The following is a 16833-nucleotide window of genomic DNA, read 5'->3' as shown; positions in this document are numbered from 1 at the left end:
CCCATGAGCCCGCGTCAGATCACCGTTCTGGGCGAATGCGTCGCGGACGCCTTCACCGAACCCGCCGGCCCTTCGAACGAACTCGCCCTGCGGGTGCTGCCCGGCGGCGGACCCGCGAACACTGCAGTGGCCCTGGCCCGGCTGGGTACCCCGGCCCGCTTCCTCGCGCGGCTGTCCGGCGACGTGTTCGGCCGCCTGTTCCGAGCCCACCTGGAGGCATCCGGTGTGGACCTGTCGTACGCCGTCACCGCCGCTGAGCCCAGCACCCTGGCCGTGGCAGAGCTGGACACCACGGGGCAAGCCACGTTCTGGTTCCACGCGCAGAACACGGCCGACTGGCAGTGGACCCCGGAGGAACTGGCAAGGGTGAATCCGTCGGAATCGGCCTGCGTGCACACCGGGTCGCTTGCGCTGGTCCATGAGCCTGGAGGGACGGTGGTCGAGGAGTTCCTGGCGGCCGCCGCCCCGCAGACGACCATCAGCATCGACCCCAATGTCCGGCCGCTGCTGGTGCGCCCCGACGTCTATCGCGCCAGATTGCGGCACTGGTGCGGTCTCGCGGACGTGTTGCGGCTGAGTGAGGACGATCTGGAGGTGCTCCTGCCGGGCACCTCGCCCGAGCAGGCGTGCGACACCTGGCACGCCGCGGGGGCGCGGCTCGTGGTGATCACGCTCGGCGCTGACGGCGCCCTGGCTTCACTCGACGGCGAACGACTGCGGGTGCCCGGGGTGACCACACGGGTGGTCGACACCGTCGGCGCGGGTGACTCCTTCACCGCCGGTCTGCTGCACCACCTCGGGGACAGGGGACTTCTCGGCGGCCGGCTGACCGGTGTCGGTCTCGACGAGGTCGCGGAGGCATGCCGGTTCGCCACCCACGTCGCTGCCCTGACCTGCTCGGTCGCCGGCCCCAATCCGCCGTGGCAGAGCGAGTTGGCTCGGTTCGCGGCCGTCAACGGGGCATGACGGGCAGTCGAGCCGCGCCGGGGCAATCACGCGCGAGCCGTTGACGTGCCGGCCGGATTGCGCCCATCATCGGACACTCGATGTCATCGATGACACAAGTCAACGATGACTCACTCGTCGTGGTGTGGACGACGCAGCCGGCCAGTGTCACTCTCCGGTGCGTTTCGGCTCCTACCGCGGCTGACCCCCGATCACGAAGGATGAAGTCACCATGAGGAAGACTTTGCTCGCCGAGTTCACCGCGCGCGAGGGAGCGGAGAGCGAGGTCGCCCGCTTGGTGCTGGGCTACGGCCGGAAGGTGCGGGAGGAAGACGGCAACCTCGCCTTCGAGGTCTATACCAAGGCATCCGATCCGCGCGCCTACTGGATCTTCGAGGTGTACCGGGACGAGGACGCCTTCCAGCAGCACCTGAAGGCCGCGTACGGTGCCCCCTTCAACACCGCCCTGGCCCCGCTGATCGAGGAGGACGCCTCCGTGCTGACGTTCCTCGATCCGGTGGCCTGACCGTGGCCGGCCCGCCTCCCGGGCCGGCGATCAACGTCCAGCCCTGCGGGCGGATGCGTGCCGTGGGCGCCGGCAGTGTGGTGGCCAGTGGCCCCCTGGCCGGCCGGTCCTTGCACCAGGTGGTCGTCGACCATCCCGAAGCGCTGATGGGCACAGGGTGGTCCGGCCAGCACTTCGTGGTGCTGACGAAGTTCATCGACGGCGCCGGTTCCCTGCCCGTCCCTCTGCACGCGGACGACGAGACCGCCAAGCACCTTGAGGCGCAGCACAACGGCACGACGGAAGCAGGGCCCATTCTTGATGCGGCACCCGGCGCGACCGCCCTGTGCGGTGTCAAGGACGGCGTGACGGCCGACCGGCTGCGTGCCGCGCTGGAGGCACAGGACTTCGACGCCGTCCTGCGCCGCCTGCCGGTGCGCTCGGGAGACAGGGGTGTCGACGAGGGGAAGCGGCGCCGATGGAACGGCGGGACGCCGACGGGCAGTTCACCGTGATCGGGCCCGCCTCGGCGGCCTCCGGTCCGAGCAGGACCCGTACTCCGCGACGCCCGAGTTCCTCATGCGGCAGGGCCACCGTCGACAGGGGCGGGCGGGCGCAGGTGCGCGGCGATGACCTCCTGGCTGTCGAAGCCAACGACGGAAAGGTCCTCGGGAACCCGCGGCCCGCGGTCGCGCAGACCGTCGTAAGGTCCCATCGCCACACGGTCGTTGTGGCGGAACACGGCCGTCGCTTCCGACCGGAGGATCTCACGCACCGCCGCGAATCCTCCCCCCTGGTCGGGCTGCACGTCGAAGACCAGCCGAGGGTCGAACTCCACGCCCCACTCCGTGAGGGCCTGCCGGTATCCGCGGAGCCGCCCTACGCGGGCCGGTGAGGGGGTGAGGGGTGCAGGAAGGCCACGCGGCGATGCCCCTGGTCCGGCAGCGCGGCCGCCCAGGGTGGCGACCAGCTGCCGCGCTCCGGCGGCGTGCCGCCGGCCACACGGGGGTGCGCGGGCGGGACGCGGCCCTACTTTCCTGCCACGCCGAAGCCCCGGCCCGGAGCGTCAACCGGCCCGGAGCCCCGGAGGGATCTCTCCGGAGCCGCGGGCCAGGTACCGGGTCCTCAACACGGTGCATGGCGGCAGGCCACTGTCCCCGTCGAGCAACGCGAACGCCGCCTGGGCCGCAACGGCACCCATCCGCGCAGGATCCTGGGCGACCACCGACATCGGGGGGTCGAGCAGGTCCCCGAGGGGAAGGTCGTCGAACCCGACGTGGGCGATGAGCCGTTGCTCCCCGCGGACCTGCAGGGCGCGGCGCGCACCGATGGTGAGCAGGTTCTGGGCGGTGAACAGCGCGGTGGGCGGATGCGGCAGTGCGAGCAGGCGGGCCGTGGCTTGCTCCGCCTGCTCCGCACCGGCGAGGCCGCGGCACACCAACGCCCGGTCCATCTCCCCGGCCATGGCCTCGGCGTAGCCGGCCAGCCGCTCCTGGGCCGTCCACAGATCGCAGCGGTCGCCGAAGAAAGCGATCCGCCGGTGCCCCAGTGCACGCAGCCGGCTCACGGCGTCACGCGCGCCTCCCCGGTTGTCCGCGACCACGCTGCGGGCAGCGGGTATCTCCAGCGGCCGGTCGACTGAGACCACGGGGGTGCCCTGAGCGCACATCTCGGCCAGCGCCAGATCCGTACCGCCTGAGGGCATCACGATCAGCGCGTCCACTCGCCGGCTGCGGAACGTCTCGATCACGGCCAGTTCGCGCTCGGCCGACTCGTCACTGCTGCCGGCCAGCACGAGGACTCCCCGCGTCACCGCGGCGTCCTCCACCGCTCGATGCAGCGCCGCGGCGAACGGGTTGGCGACGTCCGCCAGCAACAGGCCGACGGTACCGCTGCGCCGGTCGGCCCGCCGCAGGCTGCTCGCGGCGGCGTCGCGGCGGTAGCCCAGACGGAGAGCGGCCGCCGTGACCCGCTCGGCCACCTCCGGACGCACCCCCGGCGCGCCGCTGAAGACCCGGGACACGGTGGCCAGTCCGACCCCCGCGGCGGTGGCGACGTCTCGCATGGTGACGGTTCGCAGCCGCGTCCCGCCGTCTCCGACTCCCACCGTGCGCCTCCGGCGGTACGGGTCCGGCCGCAGCGGCCGGACTACCTGTGCCGCGCGTCTGGACACGGCGGTAACGGGCCCATAATCTCACCGGAAACGTTTCCAGGAAACGTTTCCGAAGCACTTGCGGTTCCGATCTCCTGGCCCGACGCACCGCCTGCCACCGAGTCGGTCCACCCAAGCGACTGCCTGCCCCGCGCCTTCGCGAAGGAGTCCCTCGTGCCTGTGCCCGCCCGCATCCGACGCACGGCCCTCACCGCCCTCGCCGCTGCGGTCTGCCTCGGCCTGACCGCGGCCTCGCCCGCTGTCGCCGGCACCGCCCCGTACCACGAGACCTACCGCCCCCAGGTGCACTTCACCCCGGCGAAGAACTGGATGAACGACCCCAACGGGCTGATCTGGCACAAGGGGCAATACCACCTCTTCTACCAGTACAACCCGCAGGGAAACACCTGGGGCCACATGTCCTGGGGCCATGCCGTCAGCACCGACCTCGTGCACTGGAAGCAGCTGCCGCTGGCGCTGCCCGAGGACGATCAGGAGATGGTCTTCTCCGGCAGTGTCGTCCTGGACAAGGACAACACCACTGGCTTCGGCACTCGGAAGAACCCCGCCCTCGTCGCCGTCTACACCAGCGCCTACCAGCACGTCGCCAAGCAGGCCCAGTCACTGGCCTACAGCACCGACGGCGGCCTGACCTGGACCAAGTACAGCGGCAATCCGGTCCTGGACATCGGCTCCGCGGAGTTCCGCGACCCCAAGGTCTTCTGGTACGCCCCCACGCGCAGCTGGCGCATGGTCGCGGTCAAGGCCACCGAGCACAAGGTCGCCATCTACTCCTCGCCCGACCTCAAGAGCTGGACCCACCTCAGCGACTTCGGACCGGCCGGCGCCACCGGCGGTGTGTGGGAGTGCCCCGACCTGTTCGAGCTGCCCGTCGACGGCGACCCGCACCGCACCCGATGGGTCATGGTCGTCAACCTCAACCCCGGCGGCCCGGCGGGCGGCTCCGGCGCCCAATACTTCACCGGTGCCTTCGACGGCACCACCTTCGCCCCCGACGACGGCCCCTACACACCGCCACCCGGCAGCGTGCTGCAGGACTTCGAGAGCGGTACCTACGGCGACTGGACCGCCACCGGCACCGCCTTCGGCAGCGCCCCCGCTACCGGCACCCTGCCCGGACAGCAGAACGTCTCCGGCTTCACCGGCCAGGGACTGGTCAACAGCTTCCTCGGCGGTGACGCCACCACCGGCATCCTGACCTCCCCCGCCTTCACCGTCGACCGGCCCTACCTCAACTTCGAGGTGGGCGGCGGCAACCACCCGCACATCGACGGCGCCGGCGACGGCTCCGCCCCGGCCGGCGAGACCCTCGCCGACTTCGAGGGCCCCACCTTCGGCGCCGGATGGACCACCACCGGCGACTTCGCCGGCACCCGCCCGCGCCGCGAGAAGCTCGACGGCAGTCTCGGCGACGGCGTGCTCGACACCTTCGAGACCGCCGATGACACCGGCGATCAGGGCACCGGCACCGTCACTTCCCCCGAATTCACCATAACCCGCAAGTACATCGACTTCCTCATCGCCGGCGGCAACCACCCGCAGAACGGCGACGCCCCCACCGCCTTCGACCTGCTCGTCGACGGCAAGGTGGTGCGCACCGCCACCGGCAAGGACTCCGGCACCATGGACTGGACGTCGTGGGACGTCGGCGACCTGATCGGGAAGAAGGCCGTCCTGCAGGCCACCGACCGCAACACCGGCGGCTGGGGCCACGTCATGGTGGACAACGTGGTCGTCTCCGACCACGCCGCCCCGCCCATCGACCGGCAGACCGCCGTCAACCTCGTCGTCGACGGCAAGGTCGTCCGCACCGCCACCGGCGGCGACAGCGAGGCGCTGGACTGGAACTCCTGGGACCTGAAGGACCTCCGAGGCAAGCAGGCGCGGATCCAGGTCGTCGACCACGCCACCGGCGGCTGGGGTCACCTCCTGGCCGACCGCTTCACCCTCGCCGACGCTCCCGCCCACAACGCCCTGCAGCGAGCCCACTGGCTCGATCACGGCGCCGACTTCTACGCCGCCGCCACGTACAACGACACCCCCGGCGGCAGACGCGTCATGATCGGCTGGATGAACAACTGGGCCTACGCCAACAACATCCCCACCAATCCCTGGCGCAGCGCCGACGCCTTCCCCCGCGAACTGACCCTCACCTCGTCCCCCGGCCACGGGGTGGAGCTCGTCCAACAGCCCGTCAGCCGACTGCGGACGCTGCGCGACGGCGCCCCGGTAAGCGTCTTGGGCACCACCATCACCGACGGCATCCGCCCGCTGCCCGCCTCCGGCAGCCCTGTCGAGATCGAGGCGCGGTTCAAGCCCGGCACCGCCCGGCAGTCCGGGATCGAGGTCCGCGTCGGTGCGGGGCAGCGCACCCGCATCGGCTACGACGCCGCCACCGGCGAGCTGTACCTCGACCGCACCGCCTCCGGGGACGTCTCCTTCGCCGACGGCTTCGCCGCCGTCCACCGCGCCCCCGTCTCTCTCGACCACGGCACGGTCGACCTGCACATCGTGGTCGACGCCTCCTCCGTCGAGGTCTACACGGCCGACGGCCGGGCCGTGCTCACCGACCAGATCTTCCCCGACCCGTCCGCCACCGGGATCCGGGCGTTCGCCGAGGGCGGCACCGCGACCCTGTCCAGGCTCAAGGTATGGAAGCTGAAGTCGGCCTGGTCCTCCCGCTGAGCGTACCCGCCGCCGAATCCTCAATGGCCTGCATGGCCAGAAGCGGTAGGAAAATACCCCAGCGACGGGTCGCAAGGACACCCCGCATGCTCGCACGGAAGTGTCAGTAACCTTGCGAAAGACCCGTGCGGTCAGGGGGCGCCGAGCCGAACCTCGACGAAACAGCGAAGACCGGTTCCGCGCCCCCATGCCGGATGCCGACTGCGAGGGCTCGGTAGTCGGGTCGATGCCGGCCGACGCGAGGCCGTAGCCGAAGACCTGACCGCAAGGACGCCTCAGGCATCACCCGCCGGAACATGTCCCACAACTCGCCCGGCATCAACCGTTCGACGATTCGGGCGGAACGGATGCCGGGCCCCGGGCGGGCGCCGGTCAGACCGCGCCCACCATCATGCGCGTCATGACGCAGTAACGCTCCGCCAGTTGCTGCGGGGTGTACTCGCCTTCGGGCCGATACCACTGGGAAACGCCGGTGCACATGGTCACGATCGCCCTGCTGACCTCACGCGGATAGTCAGTCGTGAATGCTTTCCGCGCAACGCCGTCCTTGAGCACCTGGTCCATCAGGCGCTGTTGACGGTCACGGGCGCCGATGTAGGTGGCGCGCACCTCTCCGGTGAGGCTGCGGATCTCGCTGTAGGCGATGAACGCGAGATCCCGCCGGTAGGCGTGGAACAGCACGAGGCATTCCACGAGCAGGTCGAGCCGTCGCTGAACGTCGGCACCGGCTTCCTCCAGGGCCGCGGTGCTGCGGTCCCACAGGTCGTCCATGGCGTACGAGACGATCGCGACGAGCAGGTCCTGCTTCGCCGGGTAGTGGTGGTACAGCCCCGGCACCGAGAGCTCCGCGCGCGCGGCCACTTCCCGGACCGTGGTCCCGTGGTAGCCGTGCTCCTTGAAGCACGCCAGGGCGCTCATGAGGACCGGCGGCAGTCCGCTGCCCGGGTACGCCCTCCAGTCCGCTCCGGCGTCGGCGTCCATCACAGCGCTCTCCTTCCCCCGCTTCCTGATCGCGTCGGCACAGTATGCAGCGCCGGCTCCTCCCGTTCGACAGCAGCCCTCTTGACATACTCCCGGCGCTTCCCGCTACCTTACCGAACGGCCGCTCGGTAACCGAGCGACCGCTCGGTACGCGCGGGAGGGAGGGCAGATGGCAGCGGACGAGGATCGGGGGAAGGCACGCGTGGCGAAGAACCCGGAGGCCATGGCGCTCCGCTTCTTCGACGGCGCCCTTTGCGCACGGGACGTGGACGCGGCGTCGGACGCGCCGGCCGCGAAAAGCCCCGCAAGGTCCACTTCAACGACGACCTGCCCAGGACCCAGAACGGCAAGTTCCGGCGCGCCGAAATTCGCGGCACCGACGGCACCGGTCCGGCTTCCCCTCGAAGGACTGATCCATGAGTGACAACCACACCGACCAGGGCCGTTTCTCGGGCCGCACCGCCATCGTGACCGGCGCGAGCCGGGGTATCGGTCTCGCCGTCGCCGAGCGGCTCGTCGCCGAAGGCGCGCGCGTGTGCCTCACCGCGCGCAAGGCCGGACCCCTCGAGGAGGCCGCGGCCGCACTGCCCCGAGGCAGTGTCATCACCGTCGCCGGGAAGGCCGACGACGCCGAACACCGCCGTGAGGTCTTCGACACCGTCGCGCGCGAGTTCGGCGGGCTGGATGTCCTCGTGAACAACGCGGGCATCAACCCGGCGTACGGCCCCGTCGTCGGCCTGGACCTCGATGTCGCCCGCAAGGTGCTGGAGGTCAACGTTCTCGCCACCCTCGCCTGGGTCCAGGACGCGGTGGCGCACCCGAAGCTGTGTTTCGCCGGGCGCCACGGCACCGTCGTCAACCTCTCCTCGGTGACCGGCGACACCCCCGCACCCGGCATCGGACTGTACGGAGTGAGCAAGGCGGCGGTGTCCCACCTGACCAGGACCCTGGCCGTCGAACTCGGCCCGGAGATCCGGGTCAACGCCGTGGCTCCCGCCGTGGTGAAGACGCGGTTCGCCGAAGCCCTGTACGAGGGCAAGGAGGCCGAGGTGGCCGAGGACTATCCCCTGCGGCGCCTGGGCGTGCCCTCGGACATCGCCTCCGCCGTCGCCTATCTGGCCTCGGCGGACTCCTCCTGGGTCACTGGCCACGTTCTCACCGTCGACGGCGGCCTCACGGTCGCCGGCGGCACCGCGTAACGACCGCGCCAACCCCCGAAAGGACTGCCATGACTTTCACCCACCTTCCTCCCGAAGTCGCGGGGCTGCGTGAGCGCACCCGCCGATTCATACGCGAGGTCGTCATCGACTCCGAACCCGCACCGGGCGGACGTCTCGACCAGGTCACCCGCGACCGGCTGCAGGCGGCGGCGAAGGATGCCGGCGTCTTCGCGCCCCACGTGCCGAAGGAGTACGGCGGGCAGGGTCTGCCCATCGAGCACTGGTCGCCGATCCTTCAGGAAGCCGGGTACTCGCCGATCGGCCCCAGCGTGCTCAACTGCATGGCCCCCGACGAGGGGAACATGCACATGCTCAACCTGATCGCGACCGAGGAGCAGAAGAAGCGCTATCTCGCGCCTCTGGCCGCGGGGGACGTACGGTCGTGCTTCGGCATGACCGAACCTCACCCGGGAGCCGGATCCGACCCGGCGGCGCTGCGGACCAACGCCGTGCGCACCGCGGGCGGCTGGATCATCGACGGTCACAAGCGGTTCACCAGCGGGGCTGTGGGCGCGGCGTTCTGCATCGTGATGGCACGGACCCCGGCACTGGACGGCGCGCCCGAAGGGGCCACCATGTTCCTCGTCGACATGGCCAACCCCGGCATCCGGATCGGCGAGGCGATCCACACTGTCGACCGCTCCATCGACGGCGGCCACCCGCATCTGTACATCGACGACTGCTTCGTCCCCGACGAGGCGGTACTCGGTGAGGTCGGACTCGGCTTCCGCTACGCCCAGGTGCGGCTCGGGCCGGCCCGTCTCACCCACTGCATGCGATGGCTGGGGCTGGCACGGCGCGCACTTGACATCGCGCTGGACCGGGCCGGGAAGAGGGAGCTGTTCGGCGGTCCGATCGACTCGCTCGGACTGGCACAGCACCTGATCTCCGAATCCGTGATCGACATCGAGACCTCCGACGCGATCATCACCAAGACGGCGGCGCTGCTGCACAGCGACCCGAAGGCGGGGTCCGCGATGTCGTCGATCGCGAAGGTCCACTGCTCCGAGGCGATCTTCCGGGTGGTCGACCGCGCCATCCAGATCTGTGGCGGGGACGGAGTCTCCGACGGGCTCCCGCTGGCGCAGTACTTGAACGAGGTCCGCCCGTTCCGCATCTACGACGGCTCCAACGAGACCCACCGGTGGGCCATCGCCCGCCGGGCCTCGGCCGGCCGCGGCGCCGCGGTCCGCGCCGGTGAGCGATACCGGGGCGACGCCGTCGTCGGCCGGGACGGGGGCGCGTGATGGACACCGTCCCTGATGGCGTGGAGGTCGTCGCCGGTTGGGAGAAGGCCCGTCACCTCGGCAGCCCTCCGCTCCTGGTCCTCGACGCGGTCACCGGCTTCCTCGACGCCCACGGCATCGGCAGCGGCCCGCTCGCGTGGCAGCGCATCGGCGACGGCCACTCCAACATCACCTATCTGATCGAGCGGGGTGGTGAGCGCGTCGTCCTGCGCCGTGGCCCGCGGCCGCCGCTGCCGAAGTCGACGCACGACATGGTGCGCGAGGCCCGCATCCAGAAGATCCTCGGCGGACACGGGGTGCCGGTGCCGGAGATCCTCGCCGTCTGTGCGGACGAGTCGCTTCTGGGTGTGCCGTTCTATCTCATGTCCCGGCTCGACGGGACGGTCGTCACCGATACCGTCCCGGCCCACCTCTCCCCCGCCGAACAGCGTCGGGCCACCAGCGAGGCGGTCGTCGACACCCTCGTGGCTCTGCACGGCATCGACGTGAGCGGAGGGGAGCTCGCCGCCCTGGGCTCCCCCGAGGGGTATCTGCGCCGCCAGGTCGACAGGTTCCGCGGGCTCTGGGAGGTCAACACCACACGCAGCCTGCTCGCGGTGGAGCGTATCTCGGACTGGCTCGCACGCAACCTGCCGGCGAGTCAGGCGGCCTCGGTGGTGCACGGCGACTACCGCATGGGCAATCTCATGTTCGCTCAGCAGGCGCCTGCCAGGGTCCTCGCGATCCTGGACTGGGAGATGGCGACGCTCGGTGACCCGCTGGCGGATCTGGGGTACCTCACCGCCACCTATTCCGAGGCAGGCCGCCCCACCACCCCGCTGGAGCTCACCCGGGTGACCCGGTCGCCCGGTTACCTCACCCAGCGCCAGCTGGCAGAGCGCTACCAGCGCCGCACGGGCCTCGATCTGACGTCGCTGCCCTGGTATCAGACCCTCGCGCTGTGGAAGGCAGCGATCTTCTGCGAGGCCATCTACACCCGCTGGCAGCGTGGTGAGCGTCCCCATGACACGTCCTTCGGGCCGTCGCTCGAGACGGGTGTCCCCCGTCTGCTGGAGCGGGCCGGGCAATACGCCAACCTGACGGCGCCCGGTCGCCGCTGACAGCCGGCGGTGTCCCGGTACAGGGACACCGCCGTCGCCTCTCTTCACGCACCGGTCCTTGCCGGCGTCCGGGATCGATCAGGACGTCGACGACTTCGGGCAGCGCGCGGCGGTCAGCCTTCTGCGGGCCCCCGCAGCTGACGCAGAACCGCCTCGAGGGCGTCGGCGGTGGCGTCGATGTCCGTCCCACGGTGGGCAGTGCTGAGGAAGATCTTGCCCGAAGGCATGAACGCCACGCCGTGGGCGAGCATCCCACCCAGAATCCGCGGCCAGGGACCGCCGGTCCCATGCAGGCCGGTGACATCGAGGTCCGGGACGAACTGGAGCAGAGAGCCGACGCGGTTGAGACGGGCGGGTTGGGCCGCGGAGGCCAGCAGGTCCCCGATCACGAGCTCGAACCGAGCGGAGACGCTCTCGAGCGTCTCGTACACCGAGGGGTCCGCGAGGACTCCCATGGTCGCCTGTACCGCTGCCAGCGCGACGGGATTTCCGTTGAACGTCCCGGCGTGGACCACGCCGTCGCTCACCTGGTCGATCAGGTCCGCTCGACCGACGACGGCGCTCTGGGTGAAGCCGCCGGCCATGGCCTTGCCGAAGACGGACAGATCGGGGTGCACCCCGAAGCGCTCGGCGGCGCCGCCCCGGGCGATCCGGAATCCGGCGATCACCTCGTCGTAGATGAGCACCACCCCGTGCTGGTCGCAACGGGATCGCAAGGTCTGCAGGAAGTCCTGCGCAGGTGCTTCGACGCCGGCGTTGCTCATGATCGGGTCGACGAGTACGGCGGCGATGTCCCGCTCGACGGCGTCGGCGAGGATGCGTTCCATCATCCCCACGTCGTTGAAGCGGGCCACCACGAGGTCGTCGAGCACGCTCGGGCTCTGGCCTCGGCTCGCCGGCTCGGCGACCTCGCCCTTGTCGGCGTCGGGGCCCGTGTCGGTCAAGCCTGCGTACACGGTGTCGTGCCATCCGTGGTAACTCTTGGCGAACTTCACCACCCGCCGGCGCCCCGTGGCCGCCCGCGCCAGGCGCAGTGCGACCTGAACCGCCTCGGTCCCGGTGTTGCTCCACAGCAGGCGTTCGCCGTGCGGCACCGATTGAAGAACCGACTCCGCCGCCGCGTATTCGAGGACGTGGCCGGTGCCGACGACCTGCATCCGCGAGACGACGTCGCGCACGGCGTCCACGATGCGGGGGTCGCCGTGTCCGAGGACGAGGGGGCCCCACGCCATGACGTAGTCGATGTACCGGTCGCCGTCCAGGTCCCAGACATGGGCTCCTCGCGCCTCGCTCACGAAGAGCGGATGGGGCTGCATGGCTGCGCGGAGGCCGGAGCCGACCCCTGCTCCCACACTGCGCCGGGCTCGCTCGAAGGCGATGCGCGATGACTCCAGACCCATGCGATGTTCCTTCCTTTCTCGGTCACCGGAACGGTCCGCGCAGGATGGCGGTCGGTGCCCCGGTGTCTGTTCGCGCCCGGTACCGCCGGGCGAGGGGGCGTTCGGGAGCCTCAGCGGGCGGCGCGGGCACCCTTGCTGGCCAGGGCGCCCACCGCCAGGTCCTCGACGGTGCGGAAACCCGGCTCCGCCTCGACGACCGCGGTCACGGCGTTCGATGCCATGGCCACGGTGGAAAGGAAGCTCTCGAACCCGCCGGGCACGACGACTTCGATCGTCTGCTCGCGACCGACGAGGAGGAGTCCGTCGCCGCGTTCGACGGCGTCCTCCGGGTCGAAGATGCCGAAACGGGTGGCCAGTTCGATGACGGCCTTCCCCCGCATCAGTCCACGGGCCCGGTGCAGGACGCTCGTCACGGTTCCCGCGGGGATGACGGCGTGCCGCCCCTTGCGTTCCGTCTCCGCGATCATGTCCCGCTCGACGGTGTCGACCTCGATCGCATCGAGATCCCACTCCAGTCCACGGGCCAGGGCGCTGATGCTCTGCGCGAAGCCGACGTGCCCCATGACGCGGCCCGCGTCGCGCTCGGCGTCGAACTCGGCCGGCGTGAGACCCAGCCCGAACTTCTTCAGGATCGCGCCGTAGCGCCTCATGTCCGCCGTGCGCCGCACGGACACACGGTCCACCCCGAGCGTGAGGCCGCTCAGCACCAGCGGAAGCGTGTCCATCAGCATCCCCGGATTGCAGCCGGTGCCGAGTACGGAGACGCCGTGCTCGCGCGCGAGCCGATCCAGGCGAGCCACGGCCTGGGCGTGGCTCCGGGTCGGATCCCGCAGCTCCTCGCAGATCGACACGACGTTCGTCCCACGCTCCACGAGGGCGACGAGCGTCGGTTCTATCGCGTCCACCCAGGACGACGTGGCGACGACGGCCACGTCGGCAGGCGGCAGCTCTACGACGGAAGAGACCACGGGAACACGCGGCGCACCGGCGACGAAGTCGGCGAGGGGCACTCCGGCCTTGTCCACCCCGATGTCCAGCGCACCCAGCAGTTCGCAGTCGCGTCGGCTCACCAGCGACTCCGCGATGGCGATACCCGTGGCGCCGAGTCCGACGAGAACGACACCGGTCGCCTTGGTCATGTTCACGTGCCTCCTTCAGCACACGCGAGACGACGGCACCAACTCCCGCGTCCCGCAGGTCAACGAGCGGAAACTAGGGCCGAACCTCGCCGACGTCCCGCAGAACGCCGCTGGACGGTCATCTGCGGGACGTCTCGCTCATGGGGCGTCGGTGGGACGCCCAGTGAGCTGATCAGGCCGGCTTCAGAGGTTGAGGTAGTCGCCCAGATCGGCGTAGTCGACCTGCCACAGGCCGGGAGAGCCCGTCGGGTACTGGGAGCGGAAGCCGAGCACGCGCTGGACACGCGGCGAGAGCGTCTTGGCGAGCTCCTTGTCGATCAGGAAGGGGTACGCCTCCTCGCCGGTGAGGAAGCCCGCGTTGAAGGTGAAGGCCAGGCCCCGCCGGTACTCGTCGCCGGTCTTGTTCGCCCCACCGCCGTGCGCGGTCTTGCCGCTGATCAGAAGGACGTCTCCGGCGTTCATGACCGCGGGAATCGTCTGCTCGGGAGTCCCGCGGTCCTCGAAGTCGCTCCAGTGGTTGCTCCCGGGGATGACCCGGGTGGCGCCGTTCTCCTCCGTGAAGTCGGTCAGGGCGATGAGGAAGTTGATGGTGACTTCCGGGCCGCTGGGCCCCATCCCGATGAACGGGAACCAGTTCTCCAGGTCACGGTGCAGCATCTGCGCCTGGCTGTCGGGGCCGATCTCGATCACCTGCGCGGTGGTCATCCAGTACGTGCCCGACTCCTGGAGGAAGACCAGGTCGCTGATCTCGTGGACCAGAGGGTGCTCGATGACCTCACTGCGGAACGTGGCGCTGTGCGTCACCAGGTTCGTGAGTCGCTTGGTGTTGTGGCCGTGGAACGCGGCCACGATTTCGTTCTCGTGGGTCGAACCCGGGTCGAGCGCCTGCATCGCCGGGGCGATCTCCGCGTTGAAGCGCTCGATCTGGTCCGTCGTCAGGAAGTCCTTGACGATGACGCCGCCGTCACGGCTCACGATCTTGAGAATCTCTTCCGCCGGCGTGTCGTTCGCCACCGACGTCAGGGCCGCCTGGGCCTTCTCCTGTGCTGTCATGTGAATCCTCTCCCTCAATCGGAATAAAGGTTGTTCGACTGCTCGATCAACCGCGGGCATCCTGGCCTCCCCGGTCGACTGCCGATCGTCTTCGCGACGGATCAGGCCAGTTCGATCCAGGTCGTCTTCAATGTCGTGAACTTGTCGAGGCCGTGGAGGCTCCGGTCCGACCCGTGACCGGAGAGCTTCTGACCGCCGAAGGGCACCGAGGTGTCGCCCTCCTCGTAACAGTTGACCCAGACCAGGCCGGCCTGGATCTCCCGCGACAGGCGGTGGGCCCGGGCGAGGTCGCCGGTCCAGATGGCGGACCCGAGTCCGTAGTCGGAGTTGTTGGCGACGGCGATCGCCTCGGCTTCGTCGCGGAACGTCGTGACGGACAGGACGGGGCCGAAGATCTCGTGCTGGGCGAGGCGGCTGTGCTGGTCCACGTCCACGAAGACCACCGGATCCACGTACAGGCCGTCGGCCCTCTTCCGGTCCGATCCGAGGACGAGCCGGGCTCCCTCCGCGATCCCCTTGCGCACCTCGTCCAGCACGTCGTCGCGATGCTGCTCGTACGCCAGCGGCCCCATCGTGGTCTCCGGGTCCAGCGGATCGCCGATCCGGTGACGGCCGAGATGGTCCACGACCTTGTCGAGCAGGTCGTCGCGGATGTCCTCGTGCACGAGAAGTCTCGAACCCGCCGTGCACATCTGCCCGCTGTTGAAGGAGATCGCCCAGGCGGCCATCCGCGCGGCCTCGTCGAGGTCCGGCGCGTCGGGGAAGACGATGTTGGGGGACTTGCCTCCCAGTTCCAGCCAGACCGGCTTCGCGTTGGACTGTCCGGCGTAGGTCAGCAGTTGCTTGCCGACCTCCGTGGAGCCGGTGAAGGTCACCGTGGCGACGTCGTTGTGCAGCGCCAGGGCCGAGCCGACTGTCGCACCGCTGCCGGTGAGCACCTGGAGCACCCCGGCCGGCAGGCCTGCCTCGGCGGAGAGTTCCGCCGCGCGCAGGAGGGAGAGAGGTGTTTGCGTGGCGGGCTTGACGACGACGCTGTTTCCCGACACGAGAGCCGCGGGAATCTTGAACATCGACAGTGTCATCGGGAAGTTCCACGGCGTGATCGCGCCCACGACCCCCAGCGGCTCCCGCGTCACCAGGGCGACGGAGTTGTTGCGGCCGCGTGGCGACTCGTCCATCAGTTTGTCCGCGACCTCGCCGTACCACCGGATCGTGTTGATGGCGGTGCGCAGTTCGACGGACCATGCCACCGTGACGGGCTTGCCCATCTCGAGCGCGACCAGCAGGGCCAGTTCGTCGCGGTGCCGGTCGAGCAGGTCCGCCCAGCGGATCAGCACGGCCCCGCGCTCACGTGGCTCCAGGCCCGCCCAGACTCGGGACGAGAACGCCTGCCCGGCGCCTTGGACGGCCCGGTCCACGTCGTCGCGGTCCGCGCTGGGTACGTCCGCGAAGGGCAGTTGGTCGCGCGGGCTGACGAGGGTGGCCGTCCGGCCGGTCCTCGCTTCGGCCCATTCGCCGTTGATCCACATTCCGTGGGACAGACTCAGCCGGCTCTTGAGAGCGAGCCAGTCGTCCAGTGAACGCGCGGTGCCCGTTCGTTCCGTGTTCACCACGTCGCGCCTCCTGTCATGGCGGGTCCGAGGGCGTTCGCCGCCGATTGGTCGACGAGCCACTCGAAGACGGGGTCGGGGGAGGCCATCCACTCGGGATGCCACTGCACCCCCACCACCGGGCTGTCGGCCAGCCTGATGGCTTCGACGACGCCGTCGGCGGTGGTGCCCATGACGGCGAGCCCTCGGCCGAGGCGGTCGACCGCCTGGTGGTGCCAGGAGTTGACGACGCGCCGGGGCCCGTAGAGCGTGTGGGCGAGGCTTCCCGGCGCGAAGCTGACGGTGTGTGCGTCATCGCCGTCGTCAGGCGCGAAGTTCGGGGACACGTGGACGATCGGGCCCTCTTCGATGTGTTCGACGAGACTGCCGCCGAGCACGACGTTGAGCAGGTGGTGACCGCGGCATACGCCCAGGAGCGGAATGTTCGCCTGGAGTGCGGCCACGATCAGGGCCGCCTCGTACTCGTCTCGTTCGGGGTCCGGCACATCGAAGTCCCACCTCGGGTCGACCGTGGGGTCGACCCGAGCGCTGCCGCCCCATCGGGAAGGGTGGATGTCCTGCCCGCCGGTGACGACGAGTCCGTCGAGGCGGTCGATGACGCCTTCCGCGTCGGCATGGAACGGCAGGTTGACCGGGATTCCGCCCGCAGCCGCCACGCTGTCGCCGAACGCACTGAAGTACGAGTCGATGAACTGGAATTGGAAGGGGCGGGACGTCCTTGCCACCATGCCCAGACTCAGCCGGCGGCCCGTGATTCCGATCAACGGCTTCATGC

The 16833-nt window shown here is 70.0% G+C and carries 15 protein-coding genes; 7 read left to right on the top strand and 8 right to left on the bottom strand.

The window, feature by feature from the left end:
• The first annotated feature begins 3 nt into the window (after nucleotides 1-3).
• The 3 genes from AB0N17_RS01140 to AB0N17_RS01130 all read left to right on the top strand — a co-directional run bounded on the left by AB0N17_RS01140 (nucleotide 4) and on the right by AB0N17_RS01130 (nucleotide 1965).
• Entirely contained in the window at nucleotides 4-966 is a 963-nt protein-coding gene (locus tag AB0N17_RS01140; protein WP_366008940.1) for a carbohydrate kinase, read from the top strand.
• Between the two features lie 211 nt (nucleotides 967-1177).
• Nucleotides 1178-1471 (top strand): antibiotic biosynthesis monooxygenase family protein, encoded by a 294-nt coding sequence (locus AB0N17_RS01135; RefSeq protein WP_366008939.1) that lies wholly within the window; start codon nucleotides 1178-1180, stop codon nucleotides 1469-1471.
• Nucleotides 1472-1473: 2 nt separating this feature from the next.
• A complete protein-coding gene (locus tag AB0N17_RS01130; RefSeq protein ID WP_366008938.1) occupies nucleotides 1474-1965 on the top strand; it encodes a hypothetical protein in 492 nt (163 codons plus the stop codon).
• A 62-nt stretch (nucleotides 1966-2027) separates the two neighbouring features.
• On the opposite strand, the gene AB0N17_RS01125 is transcribed toward AB0N17_RS01130, so the two are convergent.
• Nucleotides 2028-2408 carry a substrate-binding domain-containing protein gene (locus AB0N17_RS01125; RefSeq protein ID WP_366009149.1) on the bottom strand — a complete coding sequence of 127 codons (381 nt, stop codon included), beginning with the start codon at nucleotides 2406-2408 and terminating at the stop codon, nucleotides 2028-2030.
• A 108-nt stretch (nucleotides 2409-2516) separates the two neighbouring features.
• Nucleotides 2517-3515, bottom strand: a complete 999-nt coding sequence (locus AB0N17_RS01120) for a LacI family DNA-binding transcriptional regulator (RefSeq protein WP_366008937.1) — start codon at nucleotides 3513-3515, stop codon at nucleotides 2517-2519.
• A 261-nt stretch (nucleotides 3516-3776) separates the two neighbouring features.
• On the opposite strand from AB0N17_RS01120, the gene AB0N17_RS01115 reads away from it, so the two are divergent.
• Nucleotides 3777-6308, top strand: a complete 2532-nt coding sequence (locus AB0N17_RS01115; RefSeq protein WP_366008936.1) for a GH32 C-terminal domain-containing protein — start codon at nucleotides 3777-3779, stop codon at nucleotides 6306-6308.
• A 372-nt stretch (nucleotides 6309-6680) separates the two neighbouring features.
• On the opposite strand, the gene AB0N17_RS01110 is transcribed toward AB0N17_RS01115, so the two are convergent.
• On the bottom strand, nucleotides 6681-7289 hold the full coding sequence (locus AB0N17_RS01110) for a TetR/AcrR family transcriptional regulator (RefSeq protein ID WP_366008935.1): 609 nt from the start codon (nucleotides 7287-7289) through the stop codon (nucleotides 6681-6683).
• A gap of 416 nt (nucleotides 7290-7705) precedes the next feature.
• On the opposite strand from AB0N17_RS01110, the gene AB0N17_RS01105 reads away from it, so the two are divergent.
• Genes AB0N17_RS01105 through AB0N17_RS01095 form a run of 3 tightly spaced genes read left to right on the top strand, consistent with a single transcriptional unit; the run spans nucleotide 7706 to nucleotide 10856 of the window.
• A complete protein-coding gene (locus tag AB0N17_RS01105; protein ID WP_366008934.1) occupies nucleotides 7706-8488 on the top strand; it encodes an SDR family oxidoreductase in 783 nt (260 codons plus the stop codon).
• 29 nt (nucleotides 8489-8517) lie between these two features.
• Nucleotides 8518-9756 carry an acyl-CoA dehydrogenase family protein gene (locus AB0N17_RS01100; protein WP_366008933.1) on the top strand — a complete coding sequence of 413 codons (1239 nt, stop codon included), beginning with the start codon at nucleotides 8518-8520 and terminating at the stop codon, nucleotides 9754-9756.
• Nucleotides 9756-10856 carry a phosphotransferase family protein gene (locus AB0N17_RS01095; protein ID WP_366009148.1) on the top strand — a complete coding sequence of 367 codons (1101 nt, stop codon included), beginning with the start codon at nucleotides 9756-9758 and terminating at the stop codon, nucleotides 10854-10856. Before AB0N17_RS01100 ends, AB0N17_RS01095 begins: the two co-directional genes overlap by 1 nt.
• A 113-nt stretch (nucleotides 10857-10969) precedes the next feature.
• On the opposite strand, the gene AB0N17_RS01090 is transcribed toward AB0N17_RS01095, so the two are convergent.
• The 5 genes from AB0N17_RS01090 to AB0N17_RS01070 all read right to left on the bottom strand — a co-directional run bounded on the left by AB0N17_RS01090 (nucleotide 10970) and on the right by AB0N17_RS01070 (nucleotide 16831).
• The gene (locus tag AB0N17_RS01090; protein WP_366008932.1) at nucleotides 10970-12256 is read right to left on the bottom strand and encodes an aminotransferase class III-fold pyridoxal phosphate-dependent enzyme; all 1287 of its coding nucleotides are present in this window, start codon (nucleotides 12254-12256) and stop codon (nucleotides 10970-10972) included.
• 110 nt (nucleotides 12257-12366) lie between these two features.
• Nucleotides 12367-13395: a dihydrodipicolinate reductase gene (locus AB0N17_RS01085; protein WP_366008931.1), complete on the bottom strand. Its 1029-nt coding sequence runs from the start codon at nucleotides 13393-13395 to the stop codon at nucleotides 12367-12369.
• Between the two features lie 183 nt (nucleotides 13396-13578).
• Nucleotides 13579-14448, bottom strand: coding sequence for a phytanoyl-CoA dioxygenase family protein (locus AB0N17_RS01080; RefSeq protein WP_366008930.1), 870 nt, complete (start codon nucleotides 14446-14448; stop codon nucleotides 13579-13581).
• A 101-nt stretch (nucleotides 14449-14549) separates the two neighbouring features.
• Entirely contained in the window at nucleotides 14550-16058 is a 1509-nt protein-coding gene (locus AB0N17_RS01075) for an aldehyde dehydrogenase family protein (protein ID WP_366008929.1), read from the bottom strand.
• Nucleotides 16055-16831, bottom strand: a complete 777-nt coding sequence (locus AB0N17_RS01070; RefSeq protein ID WP_366008928.1) for a gamma-glutamyl-gamma-aminobutyrate hydrolase family protein — start codon at nucleotides 16829-16831, stop codon at nucleotides 16055-16057. Before AB0N17_RS01070 ends, AB0N17_RS01075 begins: the two co-directional genes overlap by 4 nt.
• Nucleotides 16832-16833: the final 2 nt, after the last annotated feature.

The sequence above is a fragment of the Streptomyces sp. NPDC051133 genome (assembly GCF_040682635.1).
Taxonomy (GTDB): domain Bacteria; phylum Actinomycetota; class Actinomycetes; order Streptomycetales; family Streptomycetaceae; genus Streptomyces.
The sequence above is the reverse complement of the archived record's forward strand: the minus strand, read 5'-3'. Positions and strand labels throughout refer to the sequence as shown.